The sequence below is a fragment of the Sphingomonas phyllosphaerae 5.2 genome, assembly GCF_000419605.1.
Lineage (GTDB): Bacteria > Pseudomonadota > Alphaproteobacteria > Sphingomonadales > Sphingomonadaceae > Sphingomonas > Sphingomonas phyllosphaerae_B.
The window spans coordinates 859922-882792 of the sequence record NZ_ATTI01000001.1 but is presented as its reverse complement, the minus strand read 5'-3'; the positions used below and the strand labels follow the sequence as shown (position 1 = coordinate 882792).

The 22871-nt window shown below is 66.5% G+C and carries 18 protein-coding genes and 1 pseudogene; 2 read left to right on the top strand and 17 right to left on the bottom strand.

The genetic code is table 11. From position 1 onward, the window contains the following. Positions 1-112: 112 nt before the first annotated feature. The 15 genes from SPHPHY_RS0104210 to SPHPHY_RS0104140 form a co-directional block, all read right to left on the bottom strand. Complete coding sequence (locus SPHPHY_RS0104210) at positions 113-1246, bottom strand: hypothetical protein (protein WP_022685453.1); 1134 nt, start codon at positions 1244-1246, stop codon at positions 113-115. Between the two features lie 262 nt (positions 1247-1508). Then, positions 1509-2045 carry a hypothetical protein gene (locus SPHPHY_RS0104205; protein ID WP_022685452.1) on the bottom strand — a complete coding sequence of 179 codons (537 nt, stop codon included), beginning with the start codon at positions 2043-2045 and terminating at the stop codon, positions 1509-1511. A 15-nt stretch (positions 2046-2060) separates the two neighbouring features. Then, entirely contained in the window at positions 2061-2297 is a 237-nt protein-coding gene (locus SPHPHY_RS0104200; RefSeq protein ID WP_022685451.1) for a hypothetical protein, read from the bottom strand. A 67-nt stretch (positions 2298-2364) separates the two neighbouring features. Further along, positions 2365-7128, bottom strand: coding sequence for a DUF3883 domain-containing protein (locus SPHPHY_RS20850; protein WP_022685450.1), 4764 nt, complete (start codon positions 7126-7128; stop codon positions 2365-2367). A gap of 52 nt (positions 7129-7180) precedes the next feature. Then, positions 7181-8365, bottom strand: a complete 1185-nt coding sequence (locus SPHPHY_RS19220) for a PD-(D/E)XK nuclease family protein (protein WP_022685449.1) — start codon at positions 8363-8365, stop codon at positions 7181-7183. Positions 8366-8371: 6 nt separating this feature from the next. Beyond that, positions 8372-10795, bottom strand: coding sequence for a UvrD-helicase domain-containing protein (locus SPHPHY_RS0104185; protein WP_022685448.1), 2424 nt, complete (start codon positions 10793-10795; stop codon positions 8372-8374). Between the two features lie 212 nt (positions 10796-11007). Beyond that, the gene (locus SPHPHY_RS0104180; RefSeq protein WP_022685447.1) at positions 11008-12189 is read right to left on the bottom strand and encodes a DGQHR domain-containing protein; all 1182 of its coding nucleotides are present in this window, start codon (positions 12187-12189) and stop codon (positions 11008-11010) included. Beyond that, positions 12189-13046, bottom strand: coding sequence for an HNH endonuclease (locus tag SPHPHY_RS19215; RefSeq protein WP_022685446.1), 858 nt, complete (start codon positions 13044-13046; stop codon positions 12189-12191). The genes SPHPHY_RS0104180 and SPHPHY_RS19215 overlap by 1 nt, the downstream gene beginning before the upstream one ends. Positions 13047-13274: 228 nt before the next feature. After that, positions 13275-13991, bottom strand: a complete 717-nt coding sequence (queC, locus tag SPHPHY_RS0104170; RefSeq protein WP_022685445.1) for a 7-cyano-7-deazaguanine synthase QueC — start codon at positions 13989-13991, stop codon at positions 13275-13277. Beyond that, entirely contained in the window at positions 13988-14356 is a 369-nt protein-coding gene (locus SPHPHY_RS0104165; RefSeq protein WP_022685444.1) for a 6-pyruvoyl trahydropterin synthase family protein, read from the bottom strand. Before SPHPHY_RS0104165 ends, queC begins: the two co-directional genes overlap by 4 nt. Next, entirely contained in the window at positions 14356-14994 is a 639-nt protein-coding gene (queE, locus tag SPHPHY_RS0104160) for a 7-carboxy-7-deazaguanine synthase (protein WP_022685443.1), read from the bottom strand. Before queE ends, SPHPHY_RS0104165 begins: the two co-directional genes overlap by 1 nt. A gap of 2 nt (positions 14995-14996) precedes the next feature. Continuing rightward, entirely contained in the window at positions 14997-16079 is a 1083-nt protein-coding gene (gene dbpB / locus SPHPHY_RS0104155; RefSeq protein ID WP_022685442.1) for a DGQHR domain-containing protein DpdB, read from the bottom strand. Continuing rightward, positions 16076-17365, bottom strand: a complete 1290-nt coding sequence (gene dpdA / locus SPHPHY_RS0104150) for a tRNA-guanine transglycosylase DpdA (protein WP_022685441.1) — start codon at positions 17363-17365, stop codon at positions 16076-16078. Before dpdA ends, dbpB (SPHPHY_RS0104155) begins: the two co-directional genes overlap by 4 nt. Next, a complete protein-coding gene (gene dbpB / locus SPHPHY_RS0104145) occupies positions 17362-18504 on the bottom strand; it encodes a DGQHR domain-containing protein DpdB (protein ID WP_022685440.1) in 1143 nt (380 codons plus the stop codon). The genes dpdA and dbpB (SPHPHY_RS0104145) overlap by 4 nt, the downstream gene beginning before the upstream one ends. Further along, positions 18501-19418 carry a hypothetical protein gene (locus SPHPHY_RS0104140; RefSeq protein ID WP_022685439.1) on the bottom strand — a complete coding sequence of 306 codons (918 nt, stop codon included), beginning with the start codon at positions 19416-19418 and terminating at the stop codon, positions 18501-18503. Before SPHPHY_RS0104140 ends, dbpB (SPHPHY_RS0104145) begins: the two co-directional genes overlap by 4 nt. A gap of 406 nt (positions 19419-19824) precedes the next feature. On the opposite strand from SPHPHY_RS0104140, the gene SPHPHY_RS0104135 reads away from it, so the two are divergent. Together SPHPHY_RS0104135 and SPHPHY_RS0104130 are read left to right on the top strand one after the other, a co-directional pair. After that, positions 19825-20739 (top strand): hypothetical protein, encoded by a 915-nt coding sequence (locus tag SPHPHY_RS0104135; RefSeq protein ID WP_156024999.1) that lies wholly within the window; start codon positions 19825-19827, stop codon positions 20737-20739. Positions 20740-20786: 47 nt separating this feature from the next. Continuing rightward, positions 20787-21557 (top strand): HAD family hydrolase, encoded by a 771-nt coding sequence (locus tag SPHPHY_RS0104130; protein WP_022685437.1) that lies wholly within the window; start codon positions 20787-20789, stop codon positions 21555-21557. A 359-nt stretch (positions 21558-21916) separates the two neighbouring features. On the opposite strand, the pseudogene SPHPHY_RS22775 reads toward SPHPHY_RS0104130, so the two are convergent. Next, positions 21917-22036: pseudogene (locus tag SPHPHY_RS22775) on the bottom strand (IS6 family transposase); the annotation flags it as partial. A gap of 113 nt (positions 22037-22149) precedes the next feature. Continuing rightward, positions 22150-22866, bottom strand: a complete 717-nt coding sequence (locus SPHPHY_RS0104125; RefSeq protein ID WP_022685436.1) for an IS6 family transposase — start codon at positions 22864-22866, stop codon at positions 22150-22152. Positions 22867-22871: the final 5 nt, after the last annotated feature.

Genomic DNA, 22871 nt, shown 5'->3' with positions numbered 1-22871 from the left:
CAGCCGGCAGTGCCGTATCCGGTGGACCAATAGCCTTGTCGGTCTTCGTCCTAGCCATCGTAGCCGCACGCGGGCTTTAAAGCAGGGCACCCGCCATTGGTCGGAGCCTCGGTCACTCCTTGGGGCAGGTGGCTGGAGCCATTTGGCAGCTCACAAGCCTCTGCTGCTGGTAGATGAGGTCGGCGTCGGACTTCTTCTTGCCAGCGCGCGTGGCGGCGTCATCCGGCGTGAACATCCCTGCCACCGCGCTCCCCGCCGACAGCGCCGCAGCACCCCCGCCGGTGTTTCCGTATTTGACTCTGGTCAGGGCTCCGGATTCGGCCAGCGACATCTCGAAAGCGGTCGAACCGAAGAGTGCGCCCTTAGGAATGGGAAGGTAGTAGGCGTTCCCGAGTTGCGGCACGAGCACGACGCCGGCGGTCAGGACCTCGGGATTGTCGCCGCAGGGATGTGTGGGACTGATGTCGGCCATGTTGTGGCGCCGCTTCAGGAAGGCGTCGCCGTTCTCCTGCACAATCCGGACGGCCACGGCTGCCGGTTGGCGCAGCGAGATACTCGTGGCGGCGTCGGCGTTGCCCTCCACGGGCTGCACGAGCGCCTCCAGCTTGGTGACCGGGCCGACGACCGCGCAGAGCGTCGGCAGGGCTGGATTGATGTCCAAGCTGAAGTTCGGGTTCGATTGGGACGGCTTGAACTGGAGCTCGCGCGCTGTCCCGCTCGCCCAGGCTGGGTCGGTGAAGGCCTCCGAGAATGTGTAGGTCAGCGTCAGCGGCGCGTCCTTGGCCGACTGCTCAGCGACGAGCAGGCAAGCGGGGGAGTCGGCCGCCGCGAGCCCGACGCCGGCGATCCCCAGCACGATGCCCGTGAGCTTGACGGCGGCCTCGGTGATCTCCTGCCCGGACCCCGTGGACGTGCTGTTCATGCCCTTGAGGCGGCCATCGTCGTAGTAGGTGAAGCCGAGCGTCGCGCTTTTCCCGCCGCTGCCGAATTGCTTGATGCTGGTCGATCTGTAGCCGTTGGGATCCCGCTCGTAGCTCATCTTCATGGTCGCCGTCGCTGCTGCGAACAGCTTCTTCTCAGACTGGCCGGTCTGCGTGTTCGGTCTCGTCGCGCAGCCGATCGTGCGCACGACGCTGGCTGACAGTGCCCCCTGCGGGAGGTAGTGCCCGACCTTGACGTCCGGCAGTCCGGCGCAGCCGCCGATCAAAGATGCGCTTGCGGCGATGGCGACGAGTTGTCTCTTCATGCTGACGCTCCCCGGTCGAAGCCGGTCCCCACTGGCAACGTCTCGCAAGAAGGCTTTTTCCGGTCTGACTTGTCAATGGGCTGTTGGTCCATCCGCCGGAATATCGCAGCCGTTCTGGAGTTTAACGGGCCACCCACGCCCCTGATGGACGCCTGTTATACTTCGGGCGATCGATGAGCATCGGGCGCATCGAGATTTTCACTTGAGATACTTCGCCGCTATCGTGAAGGCGATGGGGCGCCGTCGGCCGTGAACTTGAGCCTCAACAGCTGACCCGCACTGCGCCCGCCCATACGTAGAGGAGCTTTCCGTCAGGTGACGGGTGCTGCTCGATGTGTCGCACGTAGAGGCACACGCCGCCCTTGGACACCGACCTCACGGCCCCGCTACCGCCGGCGACCGCGCGTCCGATATGCAGTTCCTCGTTCATCGTGACGATCACGCTGCCCGGCACCCCGGAGAGTGCGGACGCGACTACGGGCCCGTCGTTCCAGAGCGGATGCTGATACGCGAACTGGTGGAACGTGCCCTTCTCGACCCGGCCGATGTAATACCAGGACTCCGGGCCCGTATGGATCTCCCAATAGCGCTTGACGCCTGGGAACAGGAACCCCAGCAGGCCGGCGATGGCGAGGACCAATGTCACGAGCTTGGCCCATTCGCCGACGTCGTGGGCGAAGGTCACTCCGCCGTTCCAGAAGCTGCGCGCCCGGGCCGCGCGCCCGGCCCAAGGCAAGGTCGTCTGCTCCTCTGGCACGGGAGTTGGAGGCGCTTGCTGCAGCGGTTCGGCTTGAGTCATCGTGGCGTCCTCCGCTCAGTCCTCGATGGTCAGACTCAGGAGATCGACCAGGTCGCCCGGTCGGTCGGAGGAGACGTGGTCCTCCAGTACCGAGAAGCCGTCGCCCTCATGCGCCCGCACCCGGTCCACCACCGCCTGGAAGCTCTCGAGGTCGGGATCCCGGTCGCTGGCGGGCCGAAGCGACGCGATGCCCTCGGACCGCTCGAGGATGAAGTTCCCGCCGCTTTCCAGCAGGTCGTCGATGAATGCCACGATCTCTCTCCTCGCCGTTTGTCATGAGCGGCCTTCCATGGGCGCCGCGCCGGGCCAGTCTCCCCGCTCACTCGACGAAGGTGAGCATCGAGTTGAACGGAATGTTCTTACGCCCCTCGATGGGGAACTCGATTAGGACGAAGTCGCCACCGCCCTTGCGTTCGACCGCGATCACCGTCCCGATGCCCCAGACGCGGTGCTTCAGGCGGACACCTGCGACGAGGTTCAACTCCCTCGCTGCGCTGGTCTCCTCGGCCATGTCGCTCCAGCCGTGGTCGAACCAGTATTCGGCGACCTTCGAGAAGGGATTGGCTACCGCATGGACCTTCTGCTTATCGAGGTCGCACGCGTTCTCGACGATGTAGATCCAGAACTGCTCCGGATGCTCCCTCGCCATCTCATACTGGACGCCCGTCAGCTTGATGCCGCGCTCGTTCCAATCCGAGGCGAGCCCCTTCACCTCGATCAGCCGCGTTCCCGCGCCGTCCCCGTGGGCCGACCGGATGTCGAACCCGGGGTTCGAGTGTGACTGCTCCACAGGCTCTCGGCGCGCGTTCCGCTCATACTTAAGGACGGCCTCGATCGCGGCGATGTCGATCTTCGCCGCCTCCGCCCGCGCGCGGTCGTTGTTGTTCCCTCCGCCATCGGTGGAGGCGTTCTTGCTAGAGACGACGTAGGCGAGCAGCCGGCTCCTCCGCGTCTGCCCTTCCTTCTGGGAACCGGAGCCGGATGTTCCCGGTCCACCTCCGCTCCCCCCCGAGCCATTGCCGCCCTGATTGTCGGAGCCGGACCCTGCGCCAGAGGGGGTGCCCGAACCGGACCCGGTGGAGGACTGGCCGCCGCCGGAGCCGCCGCCCGCGCCGTTCGCATTCGACGAATCGCCTGCGCCTCCAGCATCCGGGGCGTCGTCGTCGGCGACGTCATCGGCGGGCGTTTCCTCGGCCTCTGTCGTCTCCGGACCTGCGTCGCCGCCGTCGCCATCGAAGTCGACCTCGTCCGCGATGCCGATTTCGTCCTCCAGGTCGTCGAAGGCCTCGCCGCGCTCGCCGTCCATGCCTTCGCGGGATGAGGGCGGACGGTAGTCGGCCGTGCGCAGGGCCTGTTCCGCCTCTGCGGACGATGCGGCCCCGACCACGTAGACCGCGGCCATGATGACGGGGCGGACGTCGATCTCATGGGGCACGAGGTTGAGCTGGGCGAAGAGGTCGCGGAACGCCGCGCTCCAGTCGAGCGGCGTACCGGGCGCCTCGCGCATGTGGAGCACGTTTCCGTCCGCGTCGTAGAACGCCGCGACCGAGGCGGCGGCGGATCGGGTCGGCGGATCGGAGGTCGTCAGTTCCGCCTGCACGGACAGCGCGTCGGTCAGGCGCACCTCCAAGTCCAAGAGCGCGTTCAGGAGGCGGTCGCGGCCAGCCGCGGTTGGCGCGAGCCACAGCAGTAGATCAGCCCGCTCCGCGAGCCGCTGGGTGACGTCGATGGACTCGCGGCCGTCGGGCTCAGCCGCCAGTCGCAAACGCGCGACGGAGGTGAGCCGCCGGACCCCGAGTGCCCTGAACAGTCGGGAGGCGGCGTTGCGCGCGCATCCAGGCGTTGGGACGAGCAGCTGGTCGAGCGCTTGGCCGAATGGCGCCGCCAGCCACTCGGCGTCCAACCAGATGGCGTCCTCGGAGAAGGTCGATTCGCCCTGGAGGTTGACCAGAATCGGCGACGGACCGAATTCGCTTCGCAGATCGTCGGCGGACATCGTGCCCGCCTCGATGGCTTCCGCGACGACGGCCAGGCAGCGGTCGTGGACCGCGAGATCGTCGGGAGCAAGGGTGCCGGCGTCAGCGAGTTGCACCAGCATCCGCGCATAGTGCCGCGGCTCCGGCCGGTCCGATACGCCGAGATGGCGGTAAAGCGGGGAGCGCAGATGCATGTTTTGCGACGCCGCGTGCCAGCGCCCCCGGAACGGAGGCGCTTCCCAGAACACCTCGTCCGCTGAGAGCCAGCGCTTATCCGCCGCGACGTAGATGAAGGCCTTGCCGCGCAGCGGCTCGAGGTCGGCCGCGTGTTCCTCGACACCTTCGGACAACATCTGGTAGGCGATGTCGGATGGCTGCTGGTCGTTGGCCATGCAGTGGGCGAGGTGCACGACAACGGTCGACGTGGGCGGCTCGTCCGGCATCTCCAGGAAGTCGAGGAAGTCGGTCAGGCCGCGGACCTGCGTCGAGCGGAAGACCGGCAGGTCGACCACGCACGCCTGGGAGGAGAAGCCGGTGGCGCGGAACGGTCGGTAGACCTCGTGCGGGGCATACCACACTTCCTCCCTCGACCCGTCGAGGGAGGCGGGCAGCCAGTCGATGTCGCGCAGGCGGCCCAGTTCGCTCTGCTCGTCCTCACTCATGGTAGGCAGGCGCTCCACGAGGTGGCGCGTGATCAGGTTCAGTCGCTTCGCCGTGTCGTCGTCCGGCGTGCCTTCCACGATGAGTTCGATGCGGTCCACGAGGTGCTCGACCGTCGCCCGTCGGGGAAGTCCAAGTTCGGATTCGAGCAGGTCCCTCAGGCGGGCCTGCGTGGTGTCGGCCGGCAGCCAGCTCTCGTCCACCCAGCGGTTCTGGTCGGAGCCGAGCGCGGCCTCGAGCGCGGCCGAGAAGAAGTAGACGTCCGCGGGCCGCGAGTAGGTCCCGGCCCGGTTGCGGACGAAGCGCATCTGCCCGAGTGCCGCGAGCGCGCCGCCCGCGGCGAGTTCGCGCCAGTGCTGGGCGACCTCGCGCATGAGGCTCCTGTATTGCGCCTGGGTGGGTCCACTGGCGAGGATGTCGGCGAGGTGCTTGCGGACGTAGTCGCTGAACGTGAGCGTCCCGACGCCCAGCGCCGACTGCGCCAGCGCCAGCATGGCCGCCGGCATGGTCGCGACGTCGACGACGGCCAGATGGCCGACGGGATCGTCGAAGCCGCCGGGGAGAAGGCCCCTCGAAGGCGATGTGAAGCCGGCCCGCGTCCGGAGTATCGGCGTCTCCGCGACCAGGCTCCCGTCGACGTCGTCCGGCGTGTCGCCGGAAGTGGCGACGAGGAGGTCGTAGAACGCCCGCACGCGGTGTGTGGCGCTCCCGATGACCTCGATTGCCTCCGCCTCGGTCTCTATCCGGTCCGCGAGATGTTCGGCCAACTCGGCGAAGGAGTAGCGCGGCACCATGGGCGAGAGAGATCCCATCGCGGCAAGTTCCGCATGCGCGAAGACGACCTCAGGCACGAAGGCGTGGACCTGTTCCGCCGAGGAGTGGACCGGCGGGCAGCGCAGGTCGGCCAGGCTGTGCAGCGCGCCGTCGCTGCCTGGGGCGAACGGGACCATGCGCAGGCGCGCCACCGCCGGCTCGGCGCCTGGCGTCTTCAGCCCGGCCTCGATGATGCCGTCTATCGCGCTCAGGAGCGTCGTTGATGGCGGCGGCGCGGCGGGTTCGATCTTCTCGTAAGTCTTCGCTAGGGCGTCGATCATCGCGCTCAGGCGAAGCGTCTTGGCACCGAGGCTGGAGAGCGCCGTCCAGTGCGGACGCAGGTCCGGATGGATGATGTCGAGGCCTATGTCCGCGAGCGAGGCCTGCTGCTCGGTGGGCATGGCGTCGGGCGGCAGGTGGCTGGTCACGATCGGGCACCACCGGCCCTCGATCGACCACGAGCAATGGTAGGCGCGTGCCGCGTCGGCGAAGCGGTCCCAGAAGACCGCGAACGCGCCCTCCGACCTGAGTGCGTGGGCCGAGCTGCCGATCTCCCACAGCCGCCTCGCCCCGACCTTCCCCGAGAGCATCACGAAGCTGTCGAAGATCGCCGCGGCCGCTGCCTCGAGCAGCAGTTCGTTCCAATAGCGGTCGTGCTGCTCGCCGGTCAGGATGATCGCGCGCCGGTTCGGGTGCGGGAAGAAGTCGGCGTTGACGTGCAGCGGCAGACGCGACGGCTGCTCCGTTGGGAGGTAGGCGTAGAGCAGGCCCTCGAACGGCCTGTCGTCGAGCGGTATCGCGACGGAAACCGCGGTGGACCGGTCGAGGTCGGCCAGCATCGGGAAGCGGGCTTGTAGCTCCAGTTCTTCGGCCCGCGTGCCGGCGTCCGCGCTCAGCACGAGCCACCGCTCACGCTGGTCCTCTGGCTGCTTCGTTAGGGTGAGGACGTTGTCCTCGCGATCGATCGAGACCGCGTGGACGAGCTTCCCGCCGACCCGCAGTTCGACGTGCTCGAGGCGCCGCAGGAAGAAGAGACCGCGATCCATGACGCCGCGGATCTCCGACGCGACCCTCTCCCGCACGTCGTGCGGCGTCGGCGAGGCGTTGAGCGCGTTCCGGGTGGCTGACTGCGCCGACGCCCAGGCCAGCTCGAATTCGGTGCCCTCGATCTCCGGTATTCGGCGTGTGGGGCTTTCGGAGTTCAGCGGATCGAGCCGCATCTGCAGGTCGCGCGACCTAATCACGGGGGAATCGGTGATCTGGTAGGCCGAAACGAAGCCGATGCCGAACCGTCCGATCTGCGATCCGACGTTGATCTTGCTGCGGCTGCCCATCCGCGAGATCGCGTGGAAGTTGCAGGGGCGTGCGATCCCCTCGTCGGCGAGATGCGGGCAGACGGTCTCCGTCAGGCCGCAGCTCGAGAAGCGCTCGCTGTTCCAGACGTGCAGGCCGTCCTCGCGCACGTCGAAGCGCATGGTCGCGGCGCCGGCGTCGTCCGCGTTCTGGATGAGCTCCAGCGCCATGATGTCGAAGCCCTGAAGGCCGGCGAGCGCCTGCTGGATGTTGCCGAGGAGGTCGGCCTCATACCGCTGCGTCACCGGCGCGGGCGCGCTGGCCACCGCGACGCCGGTCACCGGGACGGTCCGCGTAGCGATGTTGCCGCGCTCTCGATATGGCTCCCGGTGCTCAGATCTCGTCCTCGATCAGGTCCTCGGCGCCGGCCGGGTTGCCGTTCCGCAGATAGCCGTCGCAGAAATACCTGAAGTCGCACGCGGCGCAGGTCTTGCGGTCGTCGCAGTCGTCGTTCCAGGTCTGTAGGATGCTGACAGCTTCGGCCTCGAGCTTCACCCGTCGCTCGACGTTCGCGACGGTTTCGTCGAATGCGGTGGTCGCCTCCGCGATGCTCTCCTCGTCGACCGGGATGACCCGGATCGCCCTGGCGAAGCGGAAGTCGGCGCTGAGGTCCGCGCGGCTTCCCGGGCGCCAGTTTTCCAGCATCCGGCGATCGCTGTCGCGCGTCGGTTCGACGTCGGTCCGACCCAGGTTCATGTCGGTCCGGATCAGGCCGATGTCCGCGTCGCCCGGTGCCAGCTCGTTGATGTAAATGAGGATGCCCGCGGCGACCCGGCGGCTGCGTCGCTGCTGGTGGCGGAGCCATGCGTAGGTCTGCACCTGCCAGGCGCCGTCCTGCCATTCCGAGCTGTCCACGCGGGGACGCCGGCTGCCCTTGTAGTCGACGATCACCTCGAACTCGCCCGTCAGCCCCGGGCACTGCTCTTGGACCGCGCGCCTGATCAGGTTGTCCGTGGCGGCTTCCGTCAGTTCGATCTCGGTCAGGACGTCGATCACGCCGTGGAGTGCGTAGCGTTCGGCCCGGAACTGCTCGGCGCCGGCATTGGGGACGGATCTGGTCCCCAGCACGCGCTCCTCGGCCTGCGCGATGAGCGGGAACAGGTAGGGTCCGAGCATGTTGAGTGTGGCTTCGGCGCGGCGGTATGCGGCGCTGCGCGCGGCCCGGCTGCGCGCGCGCTTGTTCTGGTGGAGGAGCGCCTGCTCCACCGGCCATCCGAGGTTGCGCACGTCGTGCGGGGACAGCCCGGCGGGTGGCTCAGCGATCGAGTCGGCCGTGGTGATGCGCTCATATGGCAGCGGGAAGGTCAGCGCGCCGCCGCTGCTTTCCCAGAGCCGGTAGGCGTTCTCCAGCACGCCGTGGATGAACTCGCCATACCAGAGTTGCACCGGTCGCGAGGGCGGCAGCGAGCTTCCGTTCTGGTAGCGGTATTGCCTGGCGCAACGCCGAAAGGACAGCAGGTCTCCGGTCAAGGAGTATTCCGGGACCAGGCGCTCGGGGCGCTTTCTCGCGAGAAGCATGTCTGGTCAGATCCTGATGAAGGGGAGCTGGTTGGCATCGACGGGTGCGCGCCGTAGGTTGGGGTCGCTGATCCATGGCCAAGACCGGTCACGCCGCCAAAACTTCGCGACGTTCGGCACCTTGGTCTTGTATTGCAGGCCCTGTTGGCAACCGACTAGGAGCAGCAGGGTCTGTGGCCGGCTGTAGGCAACGTAGTAGAGGCGGATGAGGTCCTCGAAGGTACGCTGCATCCCGTCACGCGCGAGGCGGGCGGGCCCCACCGGGGTGACCGAGGCGAAGTCGTCCTCCATGAGCGCCACCGAGGACGGATCCTCGGGGAACCGCTTGAACCGCTGCTGCGCGTTGTTCGTCTTGAAGTCAGAGGAAATGTCGACGATTACCAGCGGGAACTCGAGCCCCTTCGCCTGATGGATCGTCATGATGTTGAGCCGGTCGCGCGGCACGCTAGGCATGATCTCCTCATCCACCGCGACGAGGTCATCCGCGATCGGCCCGAAGACGTCGCGATAGGCGGATTGGATCGACCGGACCCGGTGAGGGTCCTCGCGCTGGATGGCGGCCTTGTAGCCAGAGAAGGTGGAGGCGTTCGCGATGGCGCGGGTGATCGCCTCGAGGTAGACCTGTGCCTCAGGATCGTCTTGGAACGGAGGGAACCAGGGCAGGTAGCTGTAGATGATGTCGAGGAGCGGCCATTCGCTCTCCCGCTCCGGCGCGCCCGCCGCGAAGCTCTGCCAGCGCAAGACGCGGTCCATCAGGTGGATGCCCCGCGAGTTCACCGGATTTGCGCTCATCAGGTCCTGCACCGAGGCCCGCCACTGGTTGAGGAACCGCTTGGCGTCGTTCGTGATCGCCATGTCGTCCTGGATCGGGCCGCCGCCGCCGATCGGACCGGGGTCCAGACTCTCGAGCGCCAGACCTAGGAACTGCTGGACGATCTCGATGTCACGCAGTGCCCTGCCTCTCGGGTTGAAGACGCCGATCGAGCGCTGCTCCAGTGCGTTGCGCAGGAGCCGGGGCAGACGATCGCGGCCCGGGTTGCCCATGAAGCCGCGGGTGCGCTCGGCCACGCTGTGCGAAAGGAAGACCGCGTCCCCGAGGTCGCCGCCGTCCGTCGCTGGCAGGATGGGCTCCTCGAGCGTGTCCTCGTTCGGGCGTGGGATTCGGCCACCTTGGCGGAAGAGCCGATTGAGGAAATCGGCGAGATCGGCCGCTAACGTGTCGGCGTCGTCCCTGAACATGCCCAGCACGCCGATCGCGGCGGCCCCGGTGGTCGGGACGACCTGCCTGACATGCGGTGGGGGAAGCACGACCCGTGCGCCGGCGAAGTCGCCGTCGTTCTGGACGAAGTCGTTGAAGAACGAGACGATCTGGTCCGAGGACCTGTAGTTCTCCTCGAGGAGGACGAGGGTCGGCGCCGCGCAGCCGAGGGCCTCGACGCACCGCGTCTGGAAGTCGCGGAACAGCTCGATCGTCGCGCCGCGGAACCGGTAGAGCGACTGGTCGTCGTCACCGACGACGGTGAGCGTCGCCCCGGTGCACCGGACCAGTTCGAAGTAGATGGCCTCCTGGAGCGGGTTGGTATCCTGGTATTCGTCGACGAGCAGGGCCTTCAGCTCGACCATGCTGCGGGGTAGCAGTCCCGCCTCCAGCTTGCGCAGGAACGACTGCTCGAGAAGCGCGAAGTCGAGCTGGTTGGTCGTGGCGAGGTGCTGCTCGTAGCGTTCCTTGACGCGCAGGATCGCCGCGCGCGAGGCTTGGTCCGGGTGCGCTCCGGCGAAGGCCTGCAGATCGACGCGGTCCTGGATGAGCCTGTCCACCACGGTTCTGGCGACGGCGGTGGCTTCGCCCACCGTCCGGACCGGGTCCCCGCTGAACGCGTAGCGGCCGAGATAGGCCCTCAGTCCGTCGCCGACCGAGGTGAGTTCGCGGCTGATCTCGCCGCGCCTGGCGAGAAGCGCCCTGGCCGCCGATTCGTCGAGGACGACCGGTGGTGCCTCGTTCGGACCGCGCATGTCGCGCACGGCCTCCTCGCAGATGCTGTCTAGGGTTCCCGCGACGTATCGGTTCACGTCGACGATGGAGAGGAATTCGGCATAGGCGGTGTCACCGGCGGCCTGGGCGATGCCGAGCAGATGCTCCCGTATGTCGGTGCCCCACTCGATCAGCCGCGAACGGATCTCCCTCCCGGCCTTCTTCGTGAAGGTCGTGATGAGGATGTCCTCCGGGGATATTCCGTCGACGAAGGTGAAGGAGAGCGCGCGGAGGACCAGCGTCGTGGTCTTGCCGGTTCCAGGGCCGGCGACGACGAACAACGGCTGGTCGCGCGTCGCCGCGATGGCCTCGCGCTGCCTCGCGTTCGGCCCCGTTCTCTCTAGCGCGGCCGTCACCACGTCCGGGAACGACTCGATCGTCGGTGCTACTGATGACATCAGTGAACTGCATCCCCCCGTTGAGCTGCAATGCTATAACGGGTCAGCAGCCACGTCCACGTGCGGAAAGACGGTAACGCCTCAAGATGTTCGTTATTTCAGCAATTTGTCCCTTCGGCGCTCCTGCTCGACCCTGATCTGTCGGGGCATCGCTGTTGTTCCCGCGCCGGGAAGACCGGCTCGGGGATTAACTTGGCAGCGCGGACGTCCTTCTATTCCCCGGCCTGGTCCTCGAACCCGACGATGGCGGCGGCGACGACGGAGCCCGCGTCAGCGGCGGTCGCGGCGGCGCGGTCGACGACGTTCAAGTCCTCGAACCACGGTTCGCCGTTCAATATGTTTGATGACATCGTCTCGAGATCGTCGAGAACGAACTGGCGCCCTGCACGGGTGTCGTAACTTGTGCTCTTCCACTCTGCTTGAAAGAATGAGGGTGTGAGCGAGGCGAGGATATCACGGGTGTTCGCGCGAACCTTGTCGGGATCACCCACGTTCACGGTCTCACGCAGGTGTGGATTGCGGCCCCAGGTCTTGATCGTCCTGGTGATGTAATGCGTCATGCAAGTGAGCCCGACTTTACCCAGTAGCTTGTTCCCAGCGGTGAACAGCTGAGGCCATTGGGACTTAACTTCGCTCCAGACAGCCATCAGGTAGGCATTGAGCGTATCTGGATCCTCGAACTCGGAGAAGCCCATCGACTTCGCCTCTGCCGCCATCGCTTCGATGGAAGCCGGGACGATGACGCGATCCTCGGCGGGATTGTTCAGCCAGGCGATCATGCCCGCGAACGGACTCTCAGCTGCCTCGTCGAGCACACCGACCGACGCTAGGTTTGGGTCGAGCGTGAGGCGCGCGGACTTCAGCCGCTCGCGCAATTCATCTTCGCCGTAGTTGAGGGCAAGGGCTCGGATGTGATCTCGCGGCACACGCGCCGACTTGTTGTTGATCACCAGGAACTGAAACGCCATCTCCAGATCGTCAGCGCCGAGCACGGCCACGATTGGCACCGACATTGCCTGGTCCGCCGCCGCCATCCCGCGCAAGCGATGCTGCCCGTCGATCACGAGCGCGGGCTTGAGGTCGTCCGCCGCGCCGTTGGAGATCGTTAGGCGCGCGGTTCCGCCGGCCTGCAAGTCGAGCTGAAAGTGCTCCCTTAGGCCGATGACGATCGCGGTCGGAATGGTGTTGCGCATGTCGCCTTGGAAGAACCGGGCGATGCTGGCGATCCTGGCTGGCGCGGGCTCGCGCTGAGGAGCCATCGGATTGTCCGGACCGAGGGGGTCCACCGTCGACCAAGTGGAGACTTCTCCGGCCGGAGCGATGAACACGGCGAGTTGCGGACCGCCGCCGTCAGGGCGCTGATGGAAGACGAAAGCATCGTATGGGAAGTCCATCAGGCAGGTGTCCAGAAAACGTTGGTGCGTGCCTCGTCGTGCACGCGAAGGTTGAAGAAGTCGTAGCCCTGGTCGTCGTCAAGCCGAGCGGGATCGATACGAGGCCCGATTGCCAGGTAGGCATCTCGCAGCGTCGAGCCATTCTGGTTCGCATACGCCATGGCGGCCCGCATGTGGAGAGCCATCCGATTTTCCCGCCGGAGCCCCTTTAGTCCCCCGTTGCCATGGGACTCTGTAAAAACCGCTGGCTGCAGCCACGCCATCTGCCACGCGGCGATATGCTCCTTGGCGTTGTTACAATCCTTGCAAGCGGGCAGCAGGTTATCGAACCTTGAGTCACCGCCAAGCGCTCGGGGCCAGACGTGATCTGCGGTGCGGGCCAGCGGGTCGGTCTCCCCGGGTGGCGTCACACCGAACGTACGACCGCAGGAGTAGCAGTCGGGAGGGCCATGCTTTGCCACCCGGTCGCGAAGACCCGGCTTCAGCTCCTTGGTGGACTGCTCGGCGCTCGCCAAGACTTCCTGCACGAGAGCCCCCATGTCGCCGCCATACTCAAGCGGTGTGATGAGCACGTCGAACATGCGCGCCCTGAGCACCCGGACCTGATCCAGCCGACCATCCTGTTCGGCAATCACGTCCTTGGCGAGCTTGACCATCCGCTGCATGAGGTGGAGCACGGAAGCTCCGACGAAGAAGTTGCTCATGTCGGAGAAGCGGCCGCCCAGGCGCAGACCGCTGCCAGATAGCGTCTTCACGAGAAACGCATACTCCCGGTGATGCCGGAGCAGCATGAAGAGCAGGCGCTCGCCGGATGTCGATTCGACCCAAGCGTCTTTTGGCCCGATGAACTCGATCATGCCGGGCGGACGCCGTGGCACAGCACGGACGTCCTGCAATTCGCCGCGAACGGCGCCGCGGGCTCAAACCCAAGGTTGGGACCTCGCGCGATTTCCTCCGCTACCAGGGTAGTCTTCATCCGCTGCCTGCCAATTCCCCGTTTCGCAGGATGCTAGATCGCGCCGCGTCGGGCGTCCACCGTCCGTGAAGGAAAAGCGGGCGAAGTCACACGTTTCCGCCGATCCTTCCTACGGGAACACATCGATGCCATCCGCGTCGGCGAACTGGCAATAGCCCTCGCGACGCAGGTTGCACGCCAGACAGTTGCCGCAGCCGTATCCCCAACTGTGAAGGACGCTGCGGTCGCCGATGTAGCACGTGTGTGTATCCCGCCTGACGATGTCGACCAGCGCATCGCCGCCCAGATCCTTGGCCGTCGCCCAGGTGGCGGCCTTGTCGATCCACATCAGCGGCGTGTGGATGACGAAACGGCTTTCCATGCCGAGGTTCAACGCGACCTGCAGAGCCTTGATCGTGTCGTCGCGACAGTCGGGGTAGCCCGAATAGTCCGTCTCGCACACGCCGGTGACGAGGTGCTTGGCGGATCGACGGTAGGCGAGCGCCGCCGCGAACGTCAGGAACATTAGGTTGCGGCCCGGCACGAAGGTGTTCGACAGGCCGTTGGCCTGCATGGCGATCTCGCCTCCGCGCGTCAGTGCCGTCTCGCTGATCTGTCCGAGGACCGAAAGGTCGATCAGGTGGTCCTCCCCGAGCCGTATGGCCCAAGTGGGGAAGTCGCGGCGCAGCGCCGCCAGCGCGGTCTTGCGCACCTCCAGCTCGACCGCGTGCCTCTGGCCGTAGTCGAAGCCGATCGTCTCCACGCTGTCGAAGCGGTCGAGGGCCCAAGCGAGGCAGGTCGCCGAATCCTGTCCGCCGGAGAACAGCACCATCGCGGTCTCGGTCATGCCGGCTCTCCGAAATAGGCGCAGGATTCCCCGCTCGCGTCCCGGTAGATGACCACGCGAGCGAGACCCTTGCAGTGCGGCTCCAGCGTGCGCCAAACCCACAGCGCGAGGTTCTCCATCGTGGCTGGGCCGAGGTCAACAACCTCGTCGAGGAAGCGGTGGTCGAGACCGTCCCGTGCCGAGGCCATGGCGGCGTCAAGCGCTCCCAGGTCCATGATCATGCCCGTCGCAGGGTCCGGGATGCCGCGGACGACGACCTGGGCACGATACGAGTGGCCGTGGATGCGTCGGCTGGAATCGGCGTCGATCGAGCGCTTCAGCGTGTGCGCCGCGTCGAACCTGAAGTCCTTGCTGAGCTCGAACATCAGCGGATCCCCAACTGCTTGTGGGTCTGGAGTGACAGCCGCCAGTCCGGGTTGGCCATGCAGAACGCGACGGTGGCGGCGGTGTTCTGCTCCACGTCCGGTCCGTCCATCGGCTGGAGAAGCCTGTGCCGGAAGTCCAGGTGGTCGAAGTCGGCGGGTCGCGCGTCACGCTGGGGGAAGACGAGCTTCAACTCGTCGCCGGAGGTTACCGCCATCTTCGCCGTGCCCTTTGGGCTGACGCACAGCCAGTCCACTCCCGCCGGCGGCGCGATGGTGCCGTTGGTCTCGACAGCCACTTCGAACCCGTCGGCGTGCAGCGCCTCGACGAGGGCGGCATCGACCTGGAGCAGCGGCTCACCTCCCGTCATAACGACGAGCCTGCGGCCCTGCCACGTCGTCGCCTCCCATGTCGCGCCGATCGCCGCGGCGAGCGCGGCTGCGTTCGCGAAGCGGCCGCCGCCGTCCCCATCCGTACCGACGAAGTCAGTATCGCAGAACGCGCATGCGGCGGTCTGCCGGTCCGCCTCGCGCCCCGACCATAGGTTGCAGCCAGCGAAGCGGCAGAAGACGGCCGCCCTCCCCGCGTTGCGGCCCTCGCCCTGCAGCGTGTAGAAGATCTCCTTGACCGAATAGGCCATCGTCAGGCCGCCTGTTCGCGTTCGGCGAGCCCGCGCTTGAGCACCTGCACGAGGTGCAGCGACAGCTGGCGGATGTCCGACGGGACGTTCTGCAGGCCGTTCCATCGCCTGCGCTCGCCGCCGAAGGTCCACTCGCCCTCGGTCCATGCGGTCTTGCCGCGAAGCAGGCGCAGCCCGTCCGCGAACTCTTCGCGCTCGGTGGCCCCCGTCATGACGTGGAGCGCCTCCATGACGTATCCCATCGCGATGATCCCCGCGCCGTGCAGCAGGCGGGAGTCCTTCGGGGTCCGCCCCTTCCACTCCTTCTCGAAGACGGTCTGGACCGCGTGGAAATACTCGCTGATCAGGCGGCTCCCGTTCTCCATCAGCGTCCGGTCGTCCCCGGCGTGGAGGCGTAGGGCACCGTCCGTCAGCGAGGCCATGATGAGGCGCTGGAGGACGGTGTCGCGGATGATGCCCTTCGGATTGGTCTGCTGACGGATGAGGCCGCGGAGCGACGAGTCCGCGCGGTAGTTCAGCGCCTCGGTCAGGAGTGCGGCCTGGCTTCGGTTCGACATCCGCAGCGGAAGGTCGGAGACCTGCGGCAGCAGTTCGTAGACGAGTGCCTTGGGGAGCGGCCGGGTGTTGTTGATCAGGATGAACTGCCGCTGCAGTTCCTCGGCGCCGTCGCAGATGAAGCCCGATACCAGAAGCTCGAAGTCGCGGTCGGCGATCTCGTTGAGTGCCGTGAAGCGCTGCTGGCCATCGACGATCAGCCCGGGCGCGCCGTCGGAGAGGTCGATCGTGAGCCGCTGGATCCCGCTTCCCGCGCCGCCGACGGGCCTGAGGGACGCGCGGCCGGTGAACGCGACCACGATCGGGTTGGGCAGGATCGCCGTGGGCTTCTCGAGATAATCGCGGATTTCCCGGATGTGGGCGGCGATCTGGGGACGCTGGAAGCCGCTCAGCACGCCGCCCGCGTCGCGGCCCGCGCGTTCTATCCGCGCGATCCGCCGCACGTCGGACGCCTTGGCCGCGAACGTGAAGACTGGCACCGCCGCGTTCTGCCTGGGCACGATTACATCGAACTCGAGTTTTTCCGTCATGCCTCGGTTGTCCTGAATTTCTGGAGATGGCGATGGAACACGTGGAGGTTGTGCATTCCCCGCCTCTTGTTTCGGTTTGAGTTCCTGAAGATCAGCGCCTCCACGCCGCCCTCGCGGCAGACCCGGCAGGTGCAGTCCTCCCAGGGGCGTTCGCCGAGGGTGCGGGCGTATACAGCCCGCTGGCGGGTGGCCGCGGCCGCGCGGCGGGAGGGGCTCGCCTCCTCGTCCCAGTTGAGGATCGCCCAGTATTCCATGACGGCGTCGAGCGCGTCGTCGATGCCGCCGGTCCTGCCCGCCATTTCGCGGACGGCGACGAGGGCTGCGCTTTCGAGCACCCGGATCTCCTCCTGGTTGACGCTCCCCTCCCGCGCCTTGGCCTTGAGCTTGTTGTTCTCGGTGGCTTGGGGAATGCGGATGGCGGTGTAGTAGGAGAGGTCGCCCGCGGCATCCCGCATCCAGTAGTTCTTCTTGGCGTCCTTGAAGGCCCGCACAAGCGGCGACGTCGTGTCGAAGCTCGTCACGCCGAAGTGCTCGAGGTCGGCGAGGCACTCGATCTTCCCGAACCCGAGCACGTGAAGCCGGGTGTCGCTGGGGATGGACGACCGGATCGCCGCCAGCGCCTGGCGGAGTTGATGGATCTTAAGCGGCACCGTGCCACCCAGCGCGAGGTAGTCGTAGCCCATCTTCACAAGGTCGGCCGCAGCGTCCGCCATGCTGGCAGCCGACCAGCCCTGGATGACGCCCATCGGCGTGAAGCCCGGGCCGATCGCCTTGGCCGCCGCCTTGAACTCGGCGGCGTTCTGCAACGTCACTTCATAGCGGTCGCGCACGTCCTCGGGGACCTCCTCGATCGTCCGGGCGCTGATCGGGGCGTCGAAGTCGAAGATGATGTGGTCGGGCGAGCAACCGTGGGTGAAGCGCCCGTCAGCGTAGAACTCGGCCGTGTCCTCCCCGCCGTAGGGTGGGACCGCCATCGCGCGGTAGGTGAACGCCCCGCAGTCGCCCATCATCATGGTGTCGGGGAACCGCGCCTCCTCGAAGCGCAGGAAGGACCGCGCGCCCTCGCGGCGGAAGCGCATGATCTGCGCATCCGTGTATTTGCCCGCCACCGGCCCATCCCCGACGATGCCGCGGGAGACGAGCATTCCGTCGTAGGGCACCTCGTCGAGGAACTCGTGGGGGAACTCGTCGCCGTGCAGGGCGACGCGCTTCGCGCCGTGGCGGTCGGCGAGGAAGTCGTAGTTCGGGTCGACGAAGTCGAGGCTGTCGGCGAAGAGAAACTTCACGCCGCCTTCTTCCCGAAGCTGTTGAGGTGGTCGAGCCGAGCAAGCTGGTCCGACAGCATCCGCACGTCCCGGCCGGCATACTGGATGTCGTTCCATTCGCGGCCGATGTCGTTCCAGCGGCCCGAGGTCCACCGGCAGTGAGGCGCGATCGGGGTGAGTGCGTCGACGGCGAACTGGCGGGCGTCATGACGCGAGCACCGCGACATGATGCGGTCCATGAGGTAGCCCATCGCGACGATGCCCGCCGAGTGCATCAGGCGGCTCTCGGTCGGAGGCCGCCCCCATGCGTCCGGGAACACCTCCCTCACCGCGCTCCAAAAGGCGACGAGGACGGCATACATCGCCGCCGTGTCCGCTCCGCCCGAGGCGGTGGCCTTGTAGGGCGCGAGTGCGCCGAGCGGACTCCCGATGCTGTTCTTGATCATCGTTAGAACGGCTGCGTCGTTGACGACCGCCCCGTTCCGATCGTCGGACAGACGCTTGATCAGTCCGTGGAAGGGGGAATCGTGGATCACGTGCAGCGAGTTCACCAACTCGCTTGGGATCTTGCGCGGCGCTAGGTCCCGCGGGAGGACGCTCCCGACTTCCGGCAGGAGTTCGTCGATCAGCCGCGATGGCAGTGGCCGCGCCTTGTTGACCAGGATGAACTGCTCGCGGTGGACAGCGATGTCGTCGGAGACGAAGGCGATGACCGGCACGGGCAAGCGCTGATCCCGCGCGCCTGCCAGCGCGAGCGAGCGCTGCTGACCGTCGACGATCCATGCCGCCTTGCTGCCGTCGGTCGGCAGGGGGATCCGAAGGGTGCCGCCCTGCGACGCGCCGAGGTCGCCCTCGGGCTTCGTGCCCCGCGCTTCGGTGAAGCGCGCGGCCGGCGACATCGCCAGGATGATTGCGTTGGGGAACAGCACGTCCCCTCTGTCGAGGAATTCCACGATCGAGCGGACGTGCCCCTTGATCTCCTTGCGCTGGAAGCCCGACAGGCCGGCGCTCTCGTTCCGACTGACACGACTGATCTCCGCGAACTTGAGGAGTTCGGCGCCCGGCGCGAAGAACGCGAAAAGGTCGACGCCACCTTGCCGCGTTCGGACAGCCCTTACGGCGATCGTCTCATCGGCCGGCTGCCTGCGTTTCTTGGTCATGCCTGTGTCCTTTGCGCGGCCGCCAGCCCGTAGAGGCGACTGAACCTGGCCTGCTCGCAGGCGAGGCCGTCTGAATCGCGGACCAGTCGCAGTATGCGGCCGATGCCCGTGGTGTGGTGCAGGTGCCCGGCGATGAGTGAGACCATCTCCTCGTCCGACCTTCGCGGGCGGACCGGCGCGGTGGGTGCCTGGTAGCTGGCGAGCAACTTTCCCACCTCCTGCGCGCTACCCTCCGCGTCGAGCGAACCGTCGAGCGGCACGTGCTGGCAGAAGTGCCGCAGGGCCCGCTGCGCGAAGTCCGTGCGGGTGCCCGGCACGGCGGCGTCCAGGCGCGCGTCGTATGGCATCACGCTTCCCGCGAGCGGCTCGGGTAGGACTGCCGCGAGCCCGTGGCCGAACAGCCGCATGCGCGACTGCGCCTCCGCTGGCAGTGCCGCGAGTTCGCTACCGATCATCGCGGCGTATGGCGTCGTCAGCGCCATCAGGAGGAGGCCACGATGCCGATGCGCGACCGACGCAAGGCTCTCCGAATGGGCGCCGCGCGACACCGCCGCCCACCAGGACGCCGGATCGAACCGCCCGACGACCCTGCGCGCTATGGCCTGATCGCCACGGTCGGAGACGGTCACGCCGTATGACGGGATCGCGCGCTCGGAGTGGACCAGCCCCAAGCCGGCCGAGATGACGTAGAGTTCTGCCGAAGCCCGGGACGCGGCCTCGCGCGCAAGACCGAACCCGCGTCCGCCGTAGAGTTCGGACGCTCGCCTGCACGCCGGCAGGCTGGCGACTACCTTAGTCCATGCAGTTTCGACTGCCGCCTGCGCCGCCTTGGGCAGCGCAACTGCGGTCGCGATGGGGGCCGGCTGGATGAACTTGCGGCTTGCGCACGGCGCGAGGACGGCGGAGTCATCCATGCCGGATGACCACTGTCGCGCGGCGAAACTGTGTGTGCACGCCGTGTGCGACGCGGCCCTTTTCCATCCCTGAACTACCTTTTGCATGCCCCGGTTCCCGTAGCTACAGCGCGTATCGGACCCGGTCAACGGAAAGCCGCGTAAGGTCTACCCATTTTCGCATCATTCCGGCAGAACGATCATGGCCTCACGCGAGCTCAAGGAGGACACAGTTATCTGCCCCGAGGTTACGACGAGTTGTGCGATAAGTGCGAAGCCGATCTGATTCGCCGGTGCTGGAATGAAAGACCTCACGCGGCGCCACCACGTGTCGGCGCGAGCCTACGCCGCCGCACGTCGAGGAGCGCCTTACCCGCCGCGGTCGGTTCGGTCGCCTGCGGCTCGACATCCTCGCCGTCCGGTGGTCTTGTCGCCGTCGGACTTTCGGGAAAGTGCGGCGATGAACAAGCGGACTCTGGGGATCTTCGGCGCGCTTGCGAGATCCGTCTCCAACATAGGCCTCGACTTCTTCCCCAAGCTTGACGGCGCGGCTGCTGACGCGGCGAGCGCGGATACGATCATGCCCGACCTGTCGAAGGCGATGGTCCGCTGGGACGGCCTTAAGGGCGCGAAGGATTGCTCGATCGATGAGGCGCTCGAACTGGCCAAGGCATCGCTTGCGGAGGTCAAGGCCCAGACGGAGTATCAGGATGGCAAGGCGTCCCGCCTGCTGACGGTCACCTCGTTCGTGAGCGCTCTCGCCGGCTTCATGTTCACGGCCTTCAGTGCGGGGTATCCGGTGGACACGCTCGATGTTGCCGCCGACCATCATCACCTCTGGGCCGTCGCGACATACCTCGCCTTCCTCCTCTTCGTGCTTTCGGCGCTGGGCGGCGCGCTGACCACGTTCCATGCGACCCGCACGCGCTTCAAGTATCCGATCAGTCCTAGGCCGAACCAGCAGGGCACGGCGGTATCGTTCCTCTTCTACGGTGGGATCGTGGGCGTCTCCCCGACCGCCTGGGCGGAGAGCTTCGTCGATGACAAGGCTGGCACCGCCACGTTCCGCGACCTCAAGCTCGAGTATCTGCGGAACTACGTGGGCGAGGCATATTTGGTCGCCGCCAAGACGGCCGACAAGCTCCGCTACCTGCAGCCGGCACAGAGCATGCTGTCCTGGGCGCTGCGCTTCCTGGTCCTGTTCGCGCTCCTTTACACCGCGACGGTCCTCCTGGTCCCGCCGACGAAGCCTGAGCCGAAGCCCGTCAGCGTGTTGCTCGACAAGAATGGCGGACCTGTTCGGATCAGCGTCGTCCCGGCTGGCGCGCAGAATGGCAAGTGACTGGCAAAGCCCCTGAATCGACACTAGGCTCGGAGTCAGGAGTAATCATGCCGGCGCCGGACCCAGTTACAGTCTTCATCGATGCCGACAACACGCTGTGGGACACCGACGGCGTGTTCGCGGCGGCACAGATCGGGATGCTGGCCGATGTCCGGCGCCAGCTTGGCACCCCTGATCAGGACGGGGATCCACTCGCTTTCGTGCGGGCCGTCGACCAGGCGATCGCGGAACAGCATCAGGACGGGCTCCGCTATCCACCGGTCCTGCTGGTGAGGGGATTGGAGAAGGCGCTCGCGGGCGTCGCGCCGAACGCCGCCGCGCGCGCCGCGATGCGGGGGCGGCACGAGTATCGGATCTCGCCGGACGATGCCGACGCCATCGCCTCCCGCTTCAGGGCCTCGCTGGAGGTGACGCCGACCCTGCGTCAAGGCGTCAGGGATGGGCTCGAGGCGATGCGGCGGGACGGCGTTCGCCTGCTCATCATTAGCGAGGCATCCAGGGGACGCGTCGAGGCTACCGCCACGTCGCACGGCATCCTCCATTTCTTCGAGCGCGTCCTGGAGGGGAGGAAGAGTGCCGCCCTCTACAGGCGGATGCTCGCGCTCACCCACGCCGATGGGCGTACCTTCATGGTCGGCGATCAGATGAACCGCGACATCGAGCCGGCCAGTGCCGCGGGACTGGAGACGATCTACTTCCCGGGCGGGTTCCAGCCGCGCTGGAGCCTGGCTGCTGGTCCGGTCGAACCCGACCACGTCATCGCTGATTTCTCCCAAGTCGCCAATATCGTCATCGACACCCGGGCCGCCGCCGCTTGACCGTGATCGGCGGAGTAGGAACCGGGCAGGTGATCACACGGCTGCAATTGCACCTCTGACCCAGACGCGCCGTTTCCGGCGCCGTCGACTGGCTGCTGTATTTTCGAGGCTCGGTTGGGGCTGCCTGACGCTTACGTTGCGGTCGCGTGCCGAGCCAGCGCGTCTTGGATCGCGGTCACCTCCGACGCGGAGCAGGTCGAAGGGCTTTGCTTATGAGCCACTTGATCATCAGGTCTGCGATCTGCAGATTGTTGCGATCCTGCATCATCTGTGGCTGTTGCCGCGCAGACCCTCGTCCGGCGTGTGCAGCATGGTCGCATTACCGCCTTCCGCACTCATTCGTGCCATGAAGGCCTAGCAACGGAAGCGAACTTCTGTAACGTCTTCATCCGCCTGAACCGCAGCATGGCACGCTCCCGTCGTAGGAACGATAGATCGTTGTTATCGACACGGTTGTTGGCCCAACGACCGACCTCCTGAGCGTCTGCTCTCCGTGTCGATCTCATAAGGCCGCAAGAACGCTCACCAGGGTGCTGTCAGTCTAATGCGAACCCGTCTCCACACGATGCACCTTGGTCTTTGACGGCGACGTTCAGCTGACGAGCGCCTGCCACTCCGCCAGTGCGGCGGAGCGTCGTTCCCGATAGGTCTGTCGATCGATGAGGTGGCGTTCCAGGCTGAAGTGATTGTGGACGTTGGCGTGCACGGAGGCGAACTTTTGCAGCGTCTTCATCTGCCTGAACCGCAGCATCGCTCGTTCTCTTCGTCGCAAAGGTAGGTGCGAGTTCTCGACCCTGTTGTTCGCCCAGCGCCCCACCTCCTGCTTCTCGGCGTTGCCCAGTTCGTTCATTGCAGCACGATAGCTGCGCAGACCATCGGTGGTGATCGCATCGGGTGAGCCGTGGCGCTTCAGCGCCTTCTTCATGAAGGCAAGCGCCGCAGCCTTGTCGCGGGTGCGGGTGACGTAGCTTTCCAGCACCTCGCCCTCGTGATCGACGGCTCGCCAGAGGTAGACCATCTCGCCATTCAGCTTCACGTACATCTCGTCCAGGTGCCAGCGCCAATGACGAAAGCCGCGCATCCGGCTTACCCGCTGCCGGCGGATGTCTCCGGCGAACAGCGGTCCAAACCTGTTCCACCACAGCCTGACCGTCTCGTGGCAGATGTCGATACCGCGCTCGAACAGCAGGTCTTCCACGTTCCGCAGGCTAAGCGGAAACCGAACGTACATCAGCACCACCAGCCGGATCACCTCAGGCGACGAGTTGAAGTAGCGAAACGGACTGGCTGGCTTGCGAGGGCGGGGCATGCTCC